16 protein-coding genes are annotated in these 20,400 nt (G+C 31.0%); 12 read left to right on the forward strand and 4 right to left on the reverse strand.

The window, feature by feature from the left end:
* Window positions 1–123 precede the first annotated feature (123 nt).
* The 11 genes from C0512_RS12085 (at window position 124) to C0512_RS12135 (ending at window position 10,843) form a co-directional block, all read left to right on the forward strand.
* Window positions 124–1,161: a glycosyltransferase family 9 protein gene (locus C0512_RS12085; protein WP_290861927.1), complete on the forward strand. Its 1,038-nt coding sequence runs from the start codon at window positions 124–126 to the stop codon at window positions 1,159–1,161.
* Window positions 1,162–1,427: 266 nt separating this feature from the next.
* Window positions 1,428–2,678 carry a T9SS type A sorting domain-containing protein gene (locus C0512_RS12090; protein ID WP_290861929.1) on the forward strand — a complete coding sequence of 417 codons (1,251 nt, stop codon included), beginning with the start codon at window positions 1,428–1,430 and terminating at the stop codon, window positions 2,676–2,678.
* Window positions 2,679–2,860: 182 nt separating this feature from the next.
* Entirely contained in the window at window positions 2,861–3,979 is a 1,119-nt protein-coding gene (locus C0512_RS12095; protein ID WP_290861930.1) for an NAD(P)/FAD-dependent oxidoreductase, read from the forward strand.
* Window positions 3,979–4,689: a methyltransferase domain-containing protein gene (locus C0512_RS12100; RefSeq protein WP_290861932.1), complete on the forward strand. Its 711-nt coding sequence runs from the start codon at window positions 3,979–3,981 to the stop codon at window positions 4,687–4,689. Before C0512_RS12095 ends, C0512_RS12100 begins: the two co-directional genes overlap by 1 nt.
* A gap of 34 nt (window positions 4,690–4,723) precedes the next feature.
* On the forward strand, window positions 4,724–5,776 hold the full coding sequence (locus C0512_RS12105; RefSeq protein WP_290861934.1) for a type III polyketide synthase: 1,053 nt from the start codon (window positions 4,724–4,726) through the stop codon (window positions 5,774–5,776).
* On the forward strand, window positions 5,770–6,552 hold the full coding sequence (locus C0512_RS12110; RefSeq protein WP_290861936.1) for an enoyl-ACP reductase: 783 nt from the start codon (window positions 5,770–5,772) through the stop codon (window positions 6,550–6,552). Before C0512_RS12105 ends, C0512_RS12110 begins: the two co-directional genes overlap by 7 nt.
* Window positions 6,530–7,003 carry a 3-hydroxyacyl-ACP dehydratase FabZ family protein gene (locus tag C0512_RS12115; RefSeq protein ID WP_290861938.1) on the forward strand — a complete coding sequence of 158 codons (474 nt, stop codon included), beginning with the start codon at window positions 6,530–6,532 and terminating at the stop codon, window positions 7,001–7,003. The genes C0512_RS12110 and C0512_RS12115 overlap by 23 nt, the downstream gene beginning before the upstream one ends.
* A gap of 1 nt (window position 7,004) precedes the next feature.
* Complete coding sequence (locus C0512_RS12120) at window positions 7,005–8,276, forward strand: beta-ketoacyl synthase (RefSeq protein WP_290861940.1); 1,272 nt, start codon at window positions 7,005–7,007, stop codon at window positions 8,274–8,276.
* 31 nt (window positions 8,277–8,307) lie between these two features.
* The gene (locus C0512_RS12125; protein WP_290861942.1) at window positions 8,308–8,562 is read left to right on the forward strand and encodes an acyl carrier protein; all 255 of its coding nucleotides are present in this window, start codon (window positions 8,308–8,310) and stop codon (window positions 8,560–8,562) included.
* Window positions 8,559–9,047, forward strand: coding sequence for a 4'-phosphopantetheinyl transferase superfamily protein (locus tag C0512_RS12130; RefSeq protein WP_290861944.1), 489 nt, complete (start codon window positions 8,559–8,561; stop codon window positions 9,045–9,047). The genes C0512_RS12125 and C0512_RS12130 overlap by 4 nt, the downstream gene beginning before the upstream one ends.
* A 107-nt stretch (window positions 9,048–9,154) precedes the next feature.
* Window positions 9,155–10,843, forward strand: coding sequence for a putative transporter (locus tag C0512_RS12135; RefSeq protein WP_290861946.1), 1,689 nt, complete (start codon window positions 9,155–9,157; stop codon window positions 10,841–10,843).
* 4 nt (window positions 10,844–10,847) lie between these two features.
* Here C0512_RS12135 and C0512_RS12140 read toward each other — a convergent pair whose 3' ends face one another.
* Window positions 10,848–11,462 (reverse strand): 3'-5' exonuclease, encoded by a 615-nt coding sequence (locus C0512_RS12140; RefSeq protein ID WP_290861948.1) that lies wholly within the window; start codon window positions 11,460–11,462, stop codon window positions 10,848–10,850.
* Between the two features lie 2 nt (window positions 11,463–11,464).
* Entirely contained in the window at window positions 11,465–13,384 is a 1,920-nt protein-coding gene (locus C0512_RS12145) for a DUF294 nucleotidyltransferase-like domain-containing protein (RefSeq protein WP_290861950.1), read from the reverse strand.
* 640 nt (window positions 13,385–14,024) lie between these two features.
* Between C0512_RS12145 and C0512_RS12150 the strand changes: the two genes are divergently transcribed.
* Window positions 14,025–15,662 (forward strand): DUF4832 domain-containing protein, encoded by a 1,638-nt coding sequence (locus C0512_RS12150; RefSeq protein ID WP_290861952.1) that lies wholly within the window; start codon window positions 14,025–14,027, stop codon window positions 15,660–15,662.
* Window positions 15,663–15,720: 58 nt separating this feature from the next.
* Here C0512_RS12150 and C0512_RS12155 read toward each other — a convergent pair whose 3' ends face one another.
* Window positions 15,721–19,623, reverse strand: coding sequence for a DUF2194 domain-containing protein (locus C0512_RS12155; protein WP_290861954.1), 3,903 nt, complete (start codon window positions 19,621–19,623; stop codon window positions 15,721–15,723).
* Window positions 19,624–19,625: 2 nt separating this feature from the next.
* On the reverse strand, window positions 19,626–20,400 hold a 775-nt coding region (locus C0512_RS12160), incomplete at its 5' end, for a hypothetical protein (protein WP_290861956.1).

Genomic DNA, 20,400 nt, shown 5'->3' on the forward strand with positions numbered 1-20,400 from the left:
GCGGTTTTTTTAATTTAAATCATTCAATTATTTAAATAATAACACCTAATTTTGAATGACAATTTATGTTTAATTCATAATTTTAAAATAATTAATAATTGAACATTACAAATTTAAAATAAAATGAAAATTATCAATAAATACAGAAAACGGATTATGTTTTTTCTTACAAATCAGGTGGGTAAAAAAACAACTATTCTTAGTAAAAGTGAAATCAAAAGAGAAAACATCAAAAGGGTTTTGATATGCAGACCCAATCATCGGTTAGGAAATCAACTTTTAATAACGCCTCTTGTTCAAGAAGTATCCTCAACTTTTCCAAACTGTAAAATCGATTTATTTTTAAAAGGCGGTTTAGGACCTATTATTTTTAAAAATTATGACAATGTGGAAACCATAATTCAGTTACCAAAAAAACATTTTAAACAATTGTTTCTTTATATAAAAAGTTGGAGTAGAATTAGAAAAATAAAGTATGATATTGCAATAAATGTAGAAAAAAATTCATCTTCCGGAAGACTTTCTACAAAGTTTGCCAATGCTACTTATCATTTTTTTGGTGATAATGAAGATGATTTTAGACAAAAACATGATGATTATTTTCACATGGCTAAATATCCTGTTTATAGTTTCCGTGAATATATAACTACCATTGGACTAAAAGCAGAAAATAATGAAGTGCCAACCTTAAATTTAAAATTAAGTGCGGATGAACTAATCGACGGCAAAAAAAAACTCAGCACTTTAACCCAAAATAATCAACAAACCATTTGTCTTTTCACCTATGCTACAGGAGCAAAATGTCATTCGACAGCTTGGTGGTCTGAATTTTATGAAAATTTAAAAATTAAGTTCCCAAATAAAAATATAATTGAGATTTTACCAGTTGAGAATATATCGATGATTGATTTCAAAGCTCCTACGTTTTACAGTAAAGATATTCGGGAGATGGCTTCATTGATGGCCAACACGAATGTCTTCGTCGGTGCAGATAGCGGAATTATGCATTTAGCTAGTGCAGCACAAGTTCCTGTCCTAGGGTTGTTTTCAGTAACAAATATGGAAAAATATAAGCCATACAATTCCAACAGCATTGGATTGAATACAAATGATTCCAATAATGAGGCAATTTATGAAGCAATTGAATCTATTTTAAATTAAGGTAGCAAGTTTTATTATGCTTCTTTTAATGCAAGCTAATCTATTAGTATTTCTATTCTAATTGAAAAAAATACCAAATCAAATCTGACCTATTGCCAAATTAGATAAAATTCAATTTGAGAATTATTATCCATAAGAATTACTATAAAAAATTAAGGAAATTTAGTTTGTTTTGCTTAAAACAACTTGCATTTTAACTGTTGTTCATCTTATTTACATTTTTTTTTACCTTATTTTTGTTTAAACTATTTAAAATCAAGGGTGTTATGATAAATAAAATCACTAAAAAGATGTTATTTGGAACTGTTATTTTTTTATCATCTATTACAAATTTTTCCTTTGCACAGTCTTCAAACATTAAATTAATAGCATTCAATTACAGTCAAGATGAAGGAACAAAGATAGTTAGGTGGTATGCTGGCGACACCGAATTCAGCAGTATTTATTCAACGAACGTAGAAGGAATTATTTCAGCTTCTTCTACATTCGACTCTAGAAGATCAAATTATTTTGCCCGTGTATTAGATAATACGACAGGAGCTGTAGAAGCAAGAATGATTGAGTTCAACACCAATTCTGAAAACATCTCGCTTTCACCTTTTGAGAGTTCACTTAATGGTGGTTCTGAAGTTGATATGCAAACTGGTTTTGTCTACTCTTATGATGGTGATATTGACAACAATATTTTTTTAAATAAATTTGATCCTATATCCGGAATTCAAACCATTTTGGGCTATTTTAATTTTGGAGAAGGAACAAATTTTTTCCCTGATTCTACATGTTATGACAGTAATTCAAAAAAATATTATTTTTTAATTTTAGAAGGAAATCAAGTTAAATTAGTAACAGCTTCCGTTGCATCACAACCATTCACTTATACTGTAATACCTCTGCTAAATACTGAATATAGCGGAAACATCGGACTAGAATTCAGCAATGAAACTAACACTATTTTTACAGTCTATTCAGTTTATGATCAAGACAATAATGTTAATGATGAAATTATGATTGGTAGTTTAAATCCGAATTCGGGTGAATTAACTACAATTATGACTTTAGAAAATATTTTTGGGTATCTTTTTTCAAACAGAACTTATGATCAAGATTCAGAATCCATACTATTTGTTGGTTTTGATGCAAATTATGAGGCAGGTTTGTATATGGTAAATACTTCAACAGCAACTTATGAAATTTTACCATTTCTAGGTGATGTAATTAATGAAATGGAGTGTGACAATTCTTCTTATGCGGTATCGAAATACGGAACTTTGTCCTTAAATCAATTTAATTCAAGTAAAGTATTAATAAATCCCAATCCGGTAAGTAGTTGTTTTCAAGTTAATTTTGAAGGAAACTTCGGTGAATATAAAATCATTGATTTGTTAGGAAAAACAATTCACTCAGGAATGGTTTTTAAGGATGATTTTATTGATGTCAGCTCATTGTCTAATGGAGTTTACATTTTCAATTTGGTTTATAACGGAACAACTTCTACTCAAAAAATTGTGGTTAATTAGTTTTCTTGCTCAGGCTTAAGCAACTGAAATGTTGTTTAGCTTTAAATTTAACTATATAAATTTCTATCCAAAACCTATTCTAACCTAAAGTATTATTACATTTTTTTTTTGAATAACTTTATAATTTTTTAATCTAATCATACAACACGTTTCTCAATCTATTTTCCTAATTTTACTTTGATATGAAAGAGAGTCAAGTAGTTATTATAGGAGGAGGTCTTGCCGGTTTAACTGCAGCAATTCATTTGTGTCAACAAGGAAAAAAAGTTGTTCTATTTGAGAAAAACACCTATCCCAAACACAAAGTTTGTGGAGAATTTATTTCTAATGAAGTATTACCTTATTTTAATCAATTGGGGTTATCTATTGCTCATTTAAACCCAACATCCATCAATTCAACTACCATTTCTATTGCATCCGGTCAATCAATATCCAAAGATTTGCCATTGGGCGGATTTGGGATAAGCAGGTATCAATTAGATAATTATCTTTATCAGGAAGCCATTAAATGGGGATGTAAAATCATTCATCAAAATGTAAATGATGTTTCATTTTTTGATAATGAATTTAATATTACTACAGAAAATCAAGAAGTTTTTAAAGCTAAAATTGTTTTAGGAGCTTTTGGAAAACGTTCTAATTTAGACATTCAATTAAAAAGAGATTTTATTCAAAAAAAATCACCTTGGTTGGCTGTCAAAGCACATTATTCAGGAGATTTTCCTGCTGATTTAGTGGCGTTACATAATTTTGAAGGTGGTTACTGTGGTGTTTCAAAAGTGGAAAACGACCACATCAATATTTGCTATTTAGTTAAATTTGAAGTGTTTAAAAAGTATAAGAATATTGAAGAATTTCAAACAAATGTATTATATCAAAATCCCGAACTAAAAACCATTTTTGAACAATCAAAATTATTGTTTGATAAACCCTTAAGTATTAGTCAGATTTCATTTGAAAAGAAAGCACAAGTGGAAAATCATTTATTGATGTTAGGTGACTCAGCCGGACTCATTCATCCGCTTTGTGGCAATGGAATGGCAATGGCTATTCACAGTGCTAAAATTGCTGGTGAGTGCGTGATTTCTTTTTTAGATAACAAGCTAACGCGAGAAGAAATGGAAAAAAATTATACACTTCAATGGAATCATTATTTTAAGAATAGGCTACAAACGGGTAAACAATTGTCAAAATTATTGTTAAACCAATCCATGAATCGAATACTGATGAAATTATTGCTTACATTTCCTATGTTGTTGACTTTAATCATTCGTAAAACCCACGGAAAACCAATTTCTTAATGGCTATTCATACCCAGTATCGTACACAAGCAGTCGAAATCATGGATGATTTTTCCTTAGAAGGAGAAGAATTGCGTGAAGCTTTGGATAAAATAGCTTCTATTAATCAACTTTTGGGAGGAAACAAGCTAACTTTACAAGGCATTAAAAAGTTGTTGAAAGAAACCGATGGGACAAAAACCATTACCATTGTTGATGTTGGTTGCGGAAACGGTGATATGCTTCGATTGATGGCAGATTTCGCCAATAAAAATAATTATACTTTTCAACTCATCGGAATAGATGCCAATGCATTTACGATTGAACATGCCCGATTATTGTCAAAAGAATATGCCACAATCAGTTATCGCTGTGAAGATATTTTTTCTGAAGTATTTACTGAAGTAAAATATGATATATTATTGTGTACCTTAACATTACATCATTTTAAAAATGAAGAAATTGATACTATTTTAAATGTATTTCAAAAGCAAGCGACTCTTGGTATTGTAATCAATGATTTACATAGAAGCAAACTTGCCTATCGTTTATTTCAATTGGTATGTTCGGTATTTCAACTCAATCGGATGTCACGCGAAGATGGATTAACTTCCATATTACGCGGATTTAAAAAGAAAGAATTAGAAGATTTTTCAAAAAAAGTACAAGCAAAAAAACAAACAATTTCATGGAAATGGGCTTTCCGTTACCAATGGATTATTTGGAAATAAATTAGTAAACTATTCACTTTTCAAAATATAATAAATGCCGGTAAAAATTATTACAGTTGCAAAGCAACTTCCAAAATATTCTCGTGAGACTTCAGAAATAGTACCCTTTTTGGATATTTGGCTTGAAGGTCAGGAAGAACGTTTTATTCGAAAAGTAAAAAAAATATTTGAAGGAGCTCAAGTCGATAAACGCTATTCCATTATGGATCCGAAAGAGGTTTTTACTTTAACTTCGTTTGAAGAACGCAATGCCATTTATTCTCGTGAAATGATTGTATTAGGCGAACAAGTGTTACAAAAAGCTTTAAAACAAGCTAATTGGAATCCAACAGAACTCGATTATATTATCACAGTAAGTTGTACCGGAATTATGATTCCTTCACTGGATGCCTATTTGATTAATCGGTTATCGCTTAAGCAAGATATTATTAGGCTTCCGGTGACTGAAATGGGTTGTGTGGGTGGTGTTTCAGGCATCATTTATGCAAAAAACTTTTTAAAAGCGAATCCTAATAAACGAGCCGCGGTTATTACTGTGGAAAGTCCAACTGCAACCTTTCAATTGGATGATTTTTCAATGGCCAATATTGTCAGTGCAGCAATTTTCGGTGATGGTGCAGCCTGTGTTTTGTTATCATCACATGAAAATGAAAATGGTCCAACCGTTGTTGATGAAGCAATGTATCATTTCTATGATAAAGAAAAAATGATGGGTTTTGATTTGACAAACAATGGTTTAAAAATGGTCTTAGACATTGAAGTTCCCGAAACTATTGGCGAACATTTTCCTGCTATTATTCATCCTTTTTTAGAAAAAAACAACTTATCTATTGCTGATATTCATCATTTAATTTTTCATCCCGGTGGTAAAAAAATCGTACTTTTAGTGGAAGAATTATTTAAAGATTTAGGTAAAGATATTATTGATACGAAAGAAATACTGCGGTTATACGGAAATATGTCCAGTGCTACCGTATTATATGTTTTAGAACAAATTATGAACAAAAAACCTTCCAAAGGAGAGAAAGGATTAATGTTGAGTTTTGGACCCGGTTTTACGGCACAACGAATATTATTAGAATGGTAAGTGAATTTAAAAATCAATGGGCAATTATTTTAGGTGGCAGTAGTGGTTTAGGTTTAGCTACAGCTAAAAAATTAGCACAACAAGGGATGAATATTTGTATTATTCATCGCAATTCACGTGCTGAATTGCCAAAAATAGAAGAAGATTTTGAAGAGATAAAAGCATTGGAGATTTCGTTTTTAAATTTTAATTTAGATGCAACCAATGTTGAAAAAAGAATTGAATGTATCAATGAAATTCAATCTAAAATTGGAAATCAAAAAATAAAATGCTTGGTTCACAGCATTGCAAAAGGTTCGTTAAAGAAGATGACCGGCGAAAATTCCCTTACCAATGATGATTTTTTAATAACTTTAAATGCGATGGCTATTTCACTTTATGATTGGACAAAAGCGGTTTTTGATGCTAACTTATTTGATACTGATGCCAGAATTATTTCATTTACCAGCGAGGGAAACACAAAACCAATTCCAAATTACGGAGCTGTTAGTGTTGCAAAAGTAGCCTTAGAAGCAATTTCAAGACAAATCGCTGTGGAATTTGCTCCTTTTGGAATTCGTTCAAATTGTATTCAAGCCGGAGTTACCAATACAATATCCTTTCAAATGATTCCATCCAGTGAAAAAATTAAAGCTTACGTTGAAAAAAGAAATCCTTTTAAACGACTTACCAATCCGGAAGATGTTGCAGATGTGGTTTACTTACTTTGCAAAAAAGAGGCAAAATGGATTACCGGCACCATTATAAAAGTGGATGGAGGAGAAAGTTTGCAATAAATACCTTTTTAAATTTGTGGAGAATAGAAACCAACATATTATCAATAAATTACCTTATTCTAAACCCTTTTTGTTTGTAGACGAAATTCTGCATATTGATAAAAATGGGGTAGAAGGCACGTTTACTTTTAGTGAAGAGTTAGATTTTTATAAAGGTCATTTTAAAGATAATCCGATTACACCAGGCGTCATATTAATTGAAACCATGGCTCAAATTGGGTTAGTTTGTTTAGGAATATATCTTACTTTGAATGAACACTTTACTCAAATTGCATTCACTTCCTCAGAAATTGAATTTTTAAAACCGGTCTATCCCAATGAAAAAGTCACCGTTATTTCGGAAAAAGTTTATTTCCGTTTTGGAAAACTAAAATGTAAAGTAAGAATGTTAACGAGTGAAAACATTGAAGTTTGTAGTGGAACTTTATCCGGCATGATTATAAAACCATAAAATGTCAAAAAAAAGAGTTGTTATTACCGGATTAGGAATTGTTTCTCCCAATGGAGTAGGGATAGATGCGTTTACCAATGCCATTAAAAATGGAATCTCAGGAATTGCTCATGATCCAGAATTAGAACGATTACAATTTTCATGTCAGATTGCTGGTAAACCAATTATTACTGAAGAACTTAAAAATCAGTATTTTACTGAATTAGAACTTCGCAATTTTAATTCCAGTGGAATTTTATATGGCGTAATCGCCGGAATCGAGGCATGGAAAAACGCAGGACTAACTATTCATAACAATGAAAATCCGGATTGGGATAGCGGAACTATATTTGGGTCAGGCACATCCGGAATTGAAAAATTCAGAGAGAGTATTTATAAAATTGATGATTTTCAAACTAGAAGGTTGGGAAGTACTGTTGTTGCACAAACAATGAACAGTGGCATAAGTGCCTATTTAGCCGGTAAATTAGGCTTAGGTAACCAGGTTTCAACGAATTCATCTGCTTGTACAACCGGAACAGAAAGTATATTGATGGGTTATGACCGAATTATTTCAGGGAAAGCCAACCGAATGTTAGTAGGAAGCACGAGTGATATTGGTCCGTATATTTGGGCAGGATTTGATGCCATGAAAGTTTGTACATTCAAACATAATGAATCGCCAGAGAAAGGCTCAAGACCAATGAGTGCTACCGCTTCAGGATTTGTTCCGGGAAGTGGAGCAGGGGCATTGATTTTAGAAGATTTAGAAACTGCTTTGGCTAGAAAGGCAATCATTTATGCCGAAGTTTTAGGTGGAAATGTAAATTCGGGCGGACAACGAGGCGAAGGAACTATGACGGCTCCTAATTCTATTGCCGTTCAAAGATGTATCGTTGAAGCAATGAAAAATGCGGGAATAAAGTCAATGGATATTGATAGTATAAATGGGCATTTAACAGCCACATCTAAAGATAGTTTGGAGATTCTAAACTGGAGTAAAGCTTTAGGCTTATCCGGAAAAGATTTCCCCCAAATTAACTCATTAAAATCAATGGTTGGTCATTGTCTTTCTGCATCCGGTAGCATGGAAAGTGTAGCTTCTATTTTACAAATTTACCATGGATTCCTATTTCCTAATATCAATTGTGAAGATTTACACCCTGCTATAACTGAGGTTGTTGATTCGACTAAAATTCCGCAACAATTAATACAAAAAGAACTAAATATTGTAATAAAAGCCAGTTTTGGTTTTGGCGATGTAAATGCCTGTGTTGTTTTTAAAAAGTATTAAATAGATGCTTATCTTAGTCAAAAATTAAATCATGAACAAAGCAGAAATAATCGAAAAATTGAAAGCTCTCGTAAAGCCCTATATTAAAAATCAGGAAGCTTTTGACAATCTTACTGAAACAACTGATTTTATAACTGATTTAAAGATAAATTCTGCTAATCTAGTTGATGTAATTTTAGATATTGAAGAAGTTTTTGATATTGAGATTGACAATGCCTCAATGGAACGAATGCTTGATGTAAAATCAGCAATAGAAATCATCGAAACTAAATTAGCTGAAAAATGATTGGCAATGACGTGGTTGATTTAACTTTAGCAAAAACAGAAAGTAATTGGCAACGAAAGGGTTTTTTAGATAAAGTATTTACCAAAGGCGAGCAAAACATCATTTTTGGTTCTGAAAATCAAGACATAACGGTTTGGACATTATGGAGTAGGAAGGAAGCTGTTTATAAAATACTTCGGCAAAAAGGTGAATCCCGTGGATTTTATCCACTGTTAATTAATTGTAGTCATGAGAATGGATTGGTACTTTATAAAGATTCCGTTTTTTATTCAACTACTCAGATTAGAAATAATTGCATTCACACTATTGCCGTAACCTCTGTAATTGATTTTGAATACATCACTGAATTAAATCAACTAAAAGAAAGTATTTATAAAAGTGAAATACCTTTTTATTTGGAAAACGGAAATTGTTTTTTCATGTCCAAAAGCCATCACGGGAGGTTTGAACGAAGTATTTATTTAAGAAAGGACATTACAAAATAAAACTTATTCACTATAACGTTTTCAATACATTGTGTTTTCATTTGCATGATTTATATCATTAAAATCTGAAATCGAATACCTAATTTTACATCATTAAATTATCTATCATGTTTGAATGGTTTTATAAATTGTTTGTTCCCACTGAAAACCCTGACATTACTCAATCGTTAGTGGTCGTTATGATAATCATTGGGATTGGTGTTTTTGTTGGCCGATTAAAAATAGGGAAAGTATCATTAGGTGTTTCAGCAGTTATGTTTGCTGGGTTATTTTTAGGGCATTATGGCTACCGAATCAATGGCGATATCATGGTTTTTATTCGTGATTTAGGATTGATTTTGTTTGTTTATGGAATTGGGATTCAAGTGGGCCCTTCCTTTTTTTCCTCCTTTAGAAAAGAAGGATTAAAATTTAATTTACTAGCCGTTTCCACTGTTCTTTTTGGAGCTGTAATTGCAGTCATTATTTACTTAAGTACACAAATTAAAATTGAAAATGTAGTTGGTTTATTATCCGGTTCTGTCACAAATACACCAGGTTTAGGAGCCGCAAAATCAGTAATTCAAGAATATCAAAATCAATTTCCTGATAAAATATTCAGTGACCCAACCATTGCTTATGCTATAACTTATCCAATGGGAGTTTTGGGTGTGATTTTAGTTATCATTCTATCAAAAACATTTTTAAAAATTGATGTTAATAAAGAAAAATCTAATATTTTACAACAGGAAAGTTCAGAAGATGTTTTAATTCATCAAAAGTGCAGAATCACAAAACCTGAATTTATTGGAAAAAGTATTTATCAAATTTTAAAAGAAACCAATCATGATAAAATAGTGGTTTCTCGATTAAAACATAGTGGTTCAAAAACTGTTTTTTCACCTACTTTAGATACAAAAATTGAACATAAAGATGTGATAATGCTCGTTGGTACTCAACACGCCATCAATGATTTTATTGAAAAAACAGGTAAAATTTCGACCGATTTATTCATTGAATCTGAACAAGATGTAATTTCAAAAAGCATTTTTGTAACCCATAAAGCGGCTACTCATAAAAAACTCGCTGAATTAGATCTATATAACAAATATGATTTAAAAGTTACCCGCGTATATCGTTCAGGAAAAGAATTATTAGCTTCCCCATCATTAGAACTTTTTTATGGAGATAAATTGCGAATTGTAGGAAATAAAGAAGCTATTCAAGTTGCTGAAAAATTAATTGGAAATTCAGAAAAGAAATTATTAGAACCAGATTTTTTATCACTTTTCGGTGGCCTTTTGATTGGAATCATAATTGGTTCTATTCCAATTCTTATTCCATCTTTACCGGTTCCAATTAAACTCGGTTTTGCTGCCGGACCATTGATTGCAGCATTATTAATCAGTCGCTATGGTGGAATAGGAGGAATACATTCGTATATTAATACCGGAGCAATTTATTTTATGAAAGACTTAGGTGTTTGCTTATTTTTTGCTGCTGTTGGTATTCACGCCGGAGAAAGTTTTTATACCAATTTTGTTGAAAACAATGGGTGGCTTTGGTTATTTTATGGAAGTTTTATCACATTTATCCCTTTAGTATTCATGGTTCTCGTGGGACATTACTACTTAAAAATTAATTTCTTGCAGTTAAGCGGTCTATTGAGTGGCACTTATACAGACCCGGCCGCATTATCTTTTAGTGGAAATTATTTAGACTCAGATGTACCTACTCAAGCCTATGCTACCGTATATCCGCTGGTAACTCTGTTTAGGATTTTTACGGCTCAGTTTTTAATTTTGTTGTTAATGTAAAAAACTAAATTTTCAATCGGGATTTTAGTTTTAAAAAGAGTAAAGCAGTAATAAATGCATCTCCGGAAGCTGTGTGTCTGTCACTTTTTTGCACTTTCAAAGCTTTACACAATTCGTCTAAACTGGAATGTTGATCTTCTTGTAAACCTTTGAATTTTTGATACATTGCATCTGTATCCATACTGTCATTTTTAAGTTTTCCAACGTCAAGTCTTTTTAAGGCTTGATTAATCATTTCAATATCAAAACTAACGTGATGACCAACAAGCGTTGAATCTTTGATAAATTCTAAGAATCTAATTATAGCTTCCGCTTCCACAATTTTTTCTTCTTTACCCTCTTTTAATAATCCGTGAATAGCGGCAGTTTCTGATTTATAAATATCCTGTTTTAAATATAATTCTATGTGATCATTCACAACAACGGAGTGATCTATTACCACAACAGCACCAATAGAGAGAATTACATCATTTTTGAAATGCAAACCGGTAGTTTCGCAATCAAAAACAACATAACGTTTAGGTTTTGTTTCATTAGGTTCATTCTCAAAATAATTGAGGTAATTTTCCCAAAATTTAGGATATTCTTTTGCTATTTTTTTAAACCAGTTCCAAGCCATTTTTATGTAAAATAAGTAAGTTGAAAACGATTTTTAATAGCGTCCTGAATGTCATGAATAGGCTGAAATGCATTCTTAAGTTTTACTTTATCTGATTTAGATAACTCATTTAAATTCAAATATCTACCGTTTGAATTATTCAATAAACCTTCTTCCGTTCTAAATTTAGATAATAAAGAAAAAGCATCTGCACAATTTTCAAAAAGTTCGGCATTTTGTGGTTCTAATTCCGCCAATTTTTTAAACCGATGATAGGTGTTATTTATACCTTTTACATTTAAACTTAATGTTAATAAACGAGCGGCATCTACCAACGGCATCAAAGCCCTGCTTTTTATATCAAACGTATCTTTATGTTCACCATCATTTTCAACTAAAAACTGTCTGAAAAAGCCCAGTGGTGGTGGATTTTTTAATGCATCTGTACCTAGATAAGCAAAAAACAATTGGTTGTTGGCTACCTGATTAAAAATATTATCTGTGATAGAATCTACTAGTTTTTCATCACCGTAAATACAATCATAATCAAAAAAAATAGAACACATTAAAATTCCTTTTTCACCGGGAGTATTTATCCAACTATTATATTGTTTATTCCAATCTGTCAATGATTTACACCACATTGAATTACTGGCCATCATTTCTGCAGGGCAATATTCATAGCCGATTTTATTCAATGTTTTAGTCACTTTTTCAGCCATTTCTAAAAAATATTTTTTCACTTCATCATAGCGTTCATCTTCAACATCCTCAAAAACTAAAGCATTATCCTGATCAGTTATAAGTAATTGTTCTTTCCTTCCTTGACTTCCAATATTTAACCAAGCAAATCGAGTAGGGGGCTGTTCATCCATTTTTTCAATAGCTAGCTCCACTGCTCTTTTAGTAATGGCTATATTAATTTCGCCTACAATGTTGGAAATGTGTTGAATAGGAATATTTTTATCTAATGAATTTTGAATTAAATCAGTTAATTTATCGCGAACTGCTTTTAATTCTTTGGAACGGGTAGCACGCTTTGTTTGTTTTAATAAAACTCCGGGGTTATTTGCCTGAGCAACAACAACATCATGTTCGGAAATAATTCCCATGATTTTAGATTTATTTGTACCATCAACGGTAACACATAAGTGCCCAATATTATGTTTTAACATCATCATTTGAGTTTCAGCAATTGAAATGTTTTCCTGGACAGTAATTACCGGAGCCGACATAATCTGATCAACTGAAACATCAATAGGAAAAAGACCTGTTGCAATTTTTGATCGCAAATCTTTGTCAGTCACAATACCAAGGGGAAATTGGTTTTCTTCAATAATTACGCTCCCAATTTTACTTTGAGTCATTGTTTGAGCAACAAACTTTACAATGTCTTTTCGGTTGGCAGTAATGGGCTTTTTAGTATATGAAATAGGCTGAAAATATTGAATTTCAGAACTTTGCTCATCATAGATAACATTCTCAGAAATTAATTTTCCTTTATTTTCTTTATCATAAGGGTTGCGAGTATTAGAAGCAAAACTTTCTAATAAAAAACTTAAAACTTCTTGATTTTGTGACACATAAGGCTTAAAAACTTCAATTGGAATAGCATATAATAAACTTTCTTCCCTAGCTTTTGCAGTCATTAGATAATTATCTTTTGCAAAAAATGGACGTAAACCTAAAATATCACCTTCGTCACATTTATCAATTAAAGCTTCTTCTGCATCAGAAGTTACAGAAAGGCCAATGGCACCTTCTTTAACAATATAGAAAAATGAATGTGTTTTATCACCAACTTTAAAAAGTACGTTGTTTTTATCAACATGAACCACTTGAACTTCATTGGCGATTTTGACCAATTCAAGATAAGTCAAACTGTTGAATGGTGGGAAATTTTTCAAAAAATCTGCTATACGTTCAGCAATAGAGTTTTTCATATAGATAAGAATATATTTTATAAAGTTACATAAATTATGATTCTAATTGATATTCATTAATTTGAATTTATTAACTTATTAGATAACAAATAGGATTATTATTTAGCAACTACTTTATTTAAAGTCAAGTACTAATTTAAATTTATTACTTTGATAGAAATAGCATATCATCAATAAAATAGGAGTATTTATGGTATAAACAGAATAATTCTATTTTACATAATATAAATTATAATTTTAATTAATGGTATTCATAGTTAGAAAAAAAACAAAAATGAAACAATCAAATAGAATTGATGTTGTAGAAAATCAGATTAGAAAATGGCAATTTAAAATATTAAAGATAGTTGTATTGTTGAAAAAAATAAAATGATTTAAAAAAAAATAAGTGATATTATTAAAATATAAATGAAAAAAAACTTACAGCCAAAATTTGTATAATGTAAGATATTATTTAAACAAAAATGCAAAACATGTATTTCATCGATTTTTTGTGAAATTTTATTGTGTATTTCATCGGATAAAAAGTGCTTTTAATCTATATTTGGAACATAAAACTATGAGCCACAACATAGTTAAGAGTAAAAAACTAGTCCGATAACCCGCTAGACCCAAATTTAGCAAAAACAAACCTACTACTATGAGAAAATTATTTACTTTTCTTGCTGTTCTTCTGTTCATGATCGGAAGTGCACAAACGACGACTAAAACGTATACTGCTTCAAGTGACGTATTTTCTAATCCTGAACGAGGTTTCTACAAACATACAGAAGCCCATTCTACAGGTTACAACCTGCTGACACAATCTTCCTTAGTTAGTTATAGACAAAATCAAAACATAACACTTATATTACGTGTTTTTTATTTGGAAGAGTTTGTAAATTCAGCTATTTCGCAAACCTATTTGAACAATATGCAAACTGATTTTAACCGAATGCGTAATGCCGGAATCAAATGTGTTGTTCGTTTTGCTTATGGAGATGATGAAAGTGTTAGCCCAAGAGATGCAACTAAAGCTAAAATGTTGGAACACATTGCTCAATTAAAACCAGTTTTAGAATCAAATATTGATGTAATTGCCACTTTTCAAACAGGATTTATTGGAACTTGGGGAGAATGGTATTACACTTCACAAGCCGAATTTGGCGGTTATGGATACAATAGTTCTACTCCTTTAACTAGTGCAAATTATGCCAATAGAAAGAATGTTGTTGATGCAATTTTGAATGCACTTCCTAATTCAAGAGCAATCCAAATTAGAACTCCAAAGTTTAAACAACAATTATATAGTACAACAACTCCATTGCCTACCGGTCAAGCTCATACAAATTCCTCTTTAGCCAGAATTGGACATCATAACGATTGTTTTTTATCCAGTAACAGTGATGTTGGAACATATTCAAATGTGACAACTGAATATCCTTATTTGGAACAAGAAACAAAATATTTACCAATGGGTGGCGAAACTTGTGCAGTTTTTGACTCAAGAACAAATTGTACAACTGCCTTATTAGAAATGAATAAATTCCATTGGTCCTATTTGAATTTAGATTATCATCCAAGTGTTATTAGCGGATGGCAAACCAATGATTGTTTTTTTGAAATTCAAAACAGATTAGGTTACCGTTTTGAATTGACTAGTGCCACTTTGCCAACACAAATTACATTAAACAGTCAATTACCAGTTACATTAAATTTATCAAATAAAGGTTTTTCAGCTCCGTTTAATGAACGAAATGCCTATATTGTGTTGAAAAATACGGTAACTAACGTTGCTTATCCCATCTTAATGGATGCTGATCCACGTTATTGGTTAGGTACAAAATCAATTACTGAAAACTTAACTTTACCAACTGATATAGTTCAGGGAAGTTATAAAATGTATTTGCATTTACCAGATGTAGAAAGTTCAATAGCTTCCCGCCCGGAATATGCTGTTCGATTTGCGAATACAAATATGTGGGAATCTTCCACAGGATATAATGATTTAAATCATACAGTAATTATAAATCAAGCACTTAGCATTGCTGACAATGCTCGTTTAAATGTATTATTATATCCGGTTCCGGCAGATAATATTTTAAATGTAGAAATGGATGCTGCTGAAGATTATAAATTTACAGTTTACAATTCACTAGGACAACAAATTAAATTGAATTCAACTCAAAGTGGTAACAAAGTTAGCTTTGACACTCAAAGTTTGAGTAATGGTATTTACTTTATTCAATTTGAAAATGGTCAAACTAATGACTCCAGAAGATTTGTTGTAAGAAGATAAAAAAATTTCATGTTTGATTCTAAAAATGATGAAGCACTTTTGAACTTCATCATTTTTTTTATTTGAAATTATATTTTAATCCAACATTCATGGTATTGGAATAAAATTTATCTTGATTAAATAATTCAAAACTTCCCAAAATAGAGAAATAATTAAACATTCGATAGGAAATTGTTCCTGAAAAACGTTGGAATTCATCTGCATAATCATCTAAAAAGTAAGCCGCTTCTACTTTTGCTTTAAAATCGCTGGTTTCTAGTCCGTAATTATAACCAATTCCTGCTCCTCCAAAAAATCGTTCTTTTAACATCCAATAAGGATAACCATCACTTAAATCTGCTGAACCCAGTTGATAGGCCGTTTCTAAAAACGGAATAAATTTTGATTTTTTCTCTTCACCCCTATCCCATCCAACTCTTAAAGTAGCTGAACCATCAATGTTATTATCCGTCACAAAATCAGTATTGTCATCACTTCTACTGTAATAATTAGATTCCAGAGCAAAGCTGGCATTTAAAACTCTCATAAAATAGAGACTTTGATAAAGATTAGTTCTCACTTGATAAATTTCCTTGGCATGACCCGGAGCAGTTTCCACCGGGAAAACATTTAATTCAAAAGAACTGTAATTTTTGTTGAATGATTTATTGATACCGGCACCAAATTGCATATATAAATCATTAAAATTATCCATTTCAATTCGAATTCTTGACCAATATTGGAATTTATCATACGAAAATGGATTATTATATTTGTATTCTACACCATATACATTTCTGAATAAGTTATCTTCAGAAACAACTTCAGGAGTGTCTTCTGCAGCCGCTTTAAGCAATAACGGATCGGTTATCGTATCCACCGTTGAGCGGATTAAGGGATAAAATTCTGAAAAAGTAACGGCAATACGATGCAAATTCTTTTTCTTATCGTAGAAATTATATGATTGTCGGGTCAACAATGCCGCTTTTCTATCCTGATTAGTTTGTAATTGATTTTCTGATTCTATAAAATTACCATATTTCAAACGATTAGATTTAGTTAACGACTTAGTTACATTTTCTAAAAATAATTCGGGATAATTCTCTAATAAATCTTGTTGTAAAAAGTCATCTTGAAAAACCACATCTTGATTTAATGATTTGCGAAGAGCTTCTTTTTCTTTTGATTCGGGTAATTCACTGGCTAAAACCCATGCTTCTTTGAATTTACCCATATCATGGTAATAATTACTCATCAACGCTTTGGTTTTATAATCTTCCGGATTATTTTCCATGTGATTTTTATATTCACTTATCAAAGCATCATATTGTTTTAACTCAAAAAGCCATTCCATTTTATTAGCAATATCAATTTCATTGCTATAAAAAGACCAATCATACGCTTTTTGATAATTCTTTTCATTGGCATATAACCAAACAATACTAGTAGCTAATTCTCTGTAATCTTCTGATGGTTCAATTTTTTCTAATTCCAGTAAAGCGGCTTGCGGTTCATTCCAAAGTAAATGCTGTAAATAATTAAACATACTTTGTTTTCCTGTATCTACTTTTAAAAGAGCTAATAATGCTTTTTTAATTTTTTCTGCATTTTCCGGTGTATTAAAGTTAGCAACATAACTATTCAATAAATCCTTGTCGTTCGGATTTACTAACAATTGTGCGTTTATCCATTTTTCCATAGCTAAATCGTTTGGATAACCAATTATTTTATCCAATTCCTGTGAATACATTACATTTTCTTTGGTTGGAAATTTAGAACAATGATTTTCAAGCATTTTCCAAACTTCTTCCCCTTTATTTTCCCAAGACATGTATTCCGCATATTTATTCCAAACAGCATAATCAATTTTCGATTCTGATAACATTCTTTGTTTTAAAGCTGCTTTTTCAATTCTTAAATCCTCTTCAGACGTTTCGGCAGTATCTGTCCCTTTTTCGAATTCATTTACTTTTGCAACATAAGTATAATACTCATTCTTAATTTTACTGAATATAAAATCTAATTCTTTCTCTCTGTATTCTCGGTAATCTTTTATTTTGATAGATGGATCGTTGGTATAAATTGAATACAAAAACCCGTCTAAATATTTTGTTTTAGAATAAATTACAGCAATTGTTTTTAGTTGTAATTCAATATTTTCAGCATTTTCGGTTGTTCCATACATAAACCAGTATTGGCTAGTGTTTAACGAATTTCCCGGATTAAGTTCGTCTACAAAATAATAACCATTCATCGCTTTATGATTAAATTTTGAAGCTCTCCAATCTAATGTAATCATTCCTCCTTGCTTTGCATTCAAAAACCTCGATTGTGGGAATGTAGTGGTAAACTCTTTTAAATATTTATCTAATTCATGATATAAACCGCCTTTTTTACCTTTAGTTGTTTTCCAACCTAATCCTTTTGAATTTCGTAAATCAAATTCCCCGGCACTTTTATTAAACGGACTCGGAATTTGATATACATCATCAGGATGCACAAAATGATTCCAAATTCCAGTATATAAATAAAGGGATTGAATATTATATTTCGAAGCCTCATCCACTTGAAAACCACTGGAAATTCTAGGATAATCAAACATATTGTGATGATATGGATCAAAATCATATTCTCGATTTCCACCATCATACGTTTCGCCTAAATATAAACTACACATAAAATTAAGCGAAGGCATACCTTCTTTTAATCGTTTGATTCCCATCTGATCAATATAGTTTGAAGGAGGGACATAGGATACCGGTAAATCTCCAAAACTACTTACTTTCCATTTTTTTTGAACACCTTCTAAAGCTGTTACAATAAATTCCTGTTTTTTCCAATCTCTTTTTAAAAGCGATACGTGATTATAACCATGAAAGCCTAATTCGTGTCCGTTTTTTAAACAATCTCTCATTAACCAACTACTCACCGGTTCCGTTTTGTTATTTTGACTTACTTTTTTTTCATCCCATTGACTGAATAAAAAAGGAGGGTTAGTTTTTACGTTATAATCAAAAGCCGGAATTGCAGTATAACTGATTTGGTATTTTTTTGCTAATTCTTTCATATCCGGCCACCACGATTTTCGAACAAAATCAGCGATAGATAAATTCATCTCCGATTTTATTGGTTCAGCTTTTGTATCATATAACGGTGCGGGAAAATCATCTAAGAATATGGTATTTGTATTAGCGATTGGGTATGGAATAGCCTCTAAGCCTAACATAATACCTGAAAAGAGTAATCCACGGTCCATTTTTTCAAATTCGAAAGTGGTATTATAATTAACTACTCTCCCCTTCCCTATTTTGTTTTCAAGAATGGCAGGAAATGATTTGTTATTTATAGCAGTAGCATATACTACTATTTTTGAAAAATCAAAATTATCTCCGCTCATTCCAAAATGTGTAATTTGAGATCGAGCATCTAAACCACTTAGTGAAGGAATAAATGATTCCGTGAAATGAATTCCGAGAGAAGTTACATCAGTTGCATATTCCGAAGTTGTTTTCATTCCAACCATAAATCCAAATCGTTTGTCTTCACAAGCAAATGGAAGAAAAAGAGTTCCACCATCAGAAACAAACTTTAAGATAACGTTTACTGAGGCATCACTGAGCTTTTTTGTTTCAAGAATACATAAAACCCGAGTAGATTCTGCTATTTGCAGATTTGCATTCCATGATTTTATATTAATATTTTTATAAGGAATTTTGGTGTAATTAGTCAGTTTTTTTAAGTGATTACTATACTTTACACTCATAGGATTCTCAAAATCAATAATATATTCTACCAAGGGTGGCAAATTCAAATCGCCATCAGAATACCTGCGAAGATTGTTGTTGTCATTTTCATTCGAAAATAAATTAGTGTCATTCGGATTGATAATTGCATCAAAATCGGCACAACTATAGGCAAAAATCAAAACAAAAACCAATAGGCAATGTTTTAAGATTTTATTTAGGGTAGCACGGTTTTTCATTCTCAATAGATTAGGTCATCAATTTTACTTGATTTGGGTTCGTTGACTATTTCGTATACATCAATGTATGGGCTTTCATAAAATTTAGAAATTTTTCTTCCTCTTTTCTTTAATGTTTTTATCTGATCCAATAAAAGGGGTTCCAATTCATTTTGATCTGAAAAATAATTATTGGTTTCCGTATTATCATGATATACAAATACTAAAACACTTTTAGGAATAACGTATTGAGGATTGTCAATTAAGAATTTAGGCTTTTTTCTGTTGGTATGATAAATGGAATCACTTTCTAAATAACCCATTAAAAAATCTTCATAATTTATAAAGAAGTGTTTATTCTTACTTACTGTTTGAGCAATATTATCATTTACAACAGCATAAGAAAGTGGAAAATATTCATGCGTAATTTTATCATAAGCATCTAAAACCATTCTAGGTGTTTTGTCGGAAGGTGAAATTCCATTTAAAACATCTTTTTGTGTATAAATAATTCCGATGAATAAAATAATAGAACTGACTGAGGCTATTAGGTATTTATATTTATAGGTGCGTTTAAATAAGGATTTAATCAAACGAAGGAGTATAGCAACTGTTATACCAAGACAAATTGGAATAAAAGCAGCTAAAGCTAACCGTAATAAATCAGCATCAATCCATTGAATATTCAAAAAACTTAAAGTTATCAATACATTTAAATAAAGTATAAAAACTAATGATGGTTTCCAGTTTTCCTTTTTATACCAAATTAAAAAAGGTAAAATCACAATACTAAATAAT

Source organism: Flavobacterium sp., from assembly GCF_013822155.1.
GTDB lineage: Bacteria > Bacteroidota > Bacteroidia > Flavobacteriales > Flavobacteriaceae > Flavobacterium.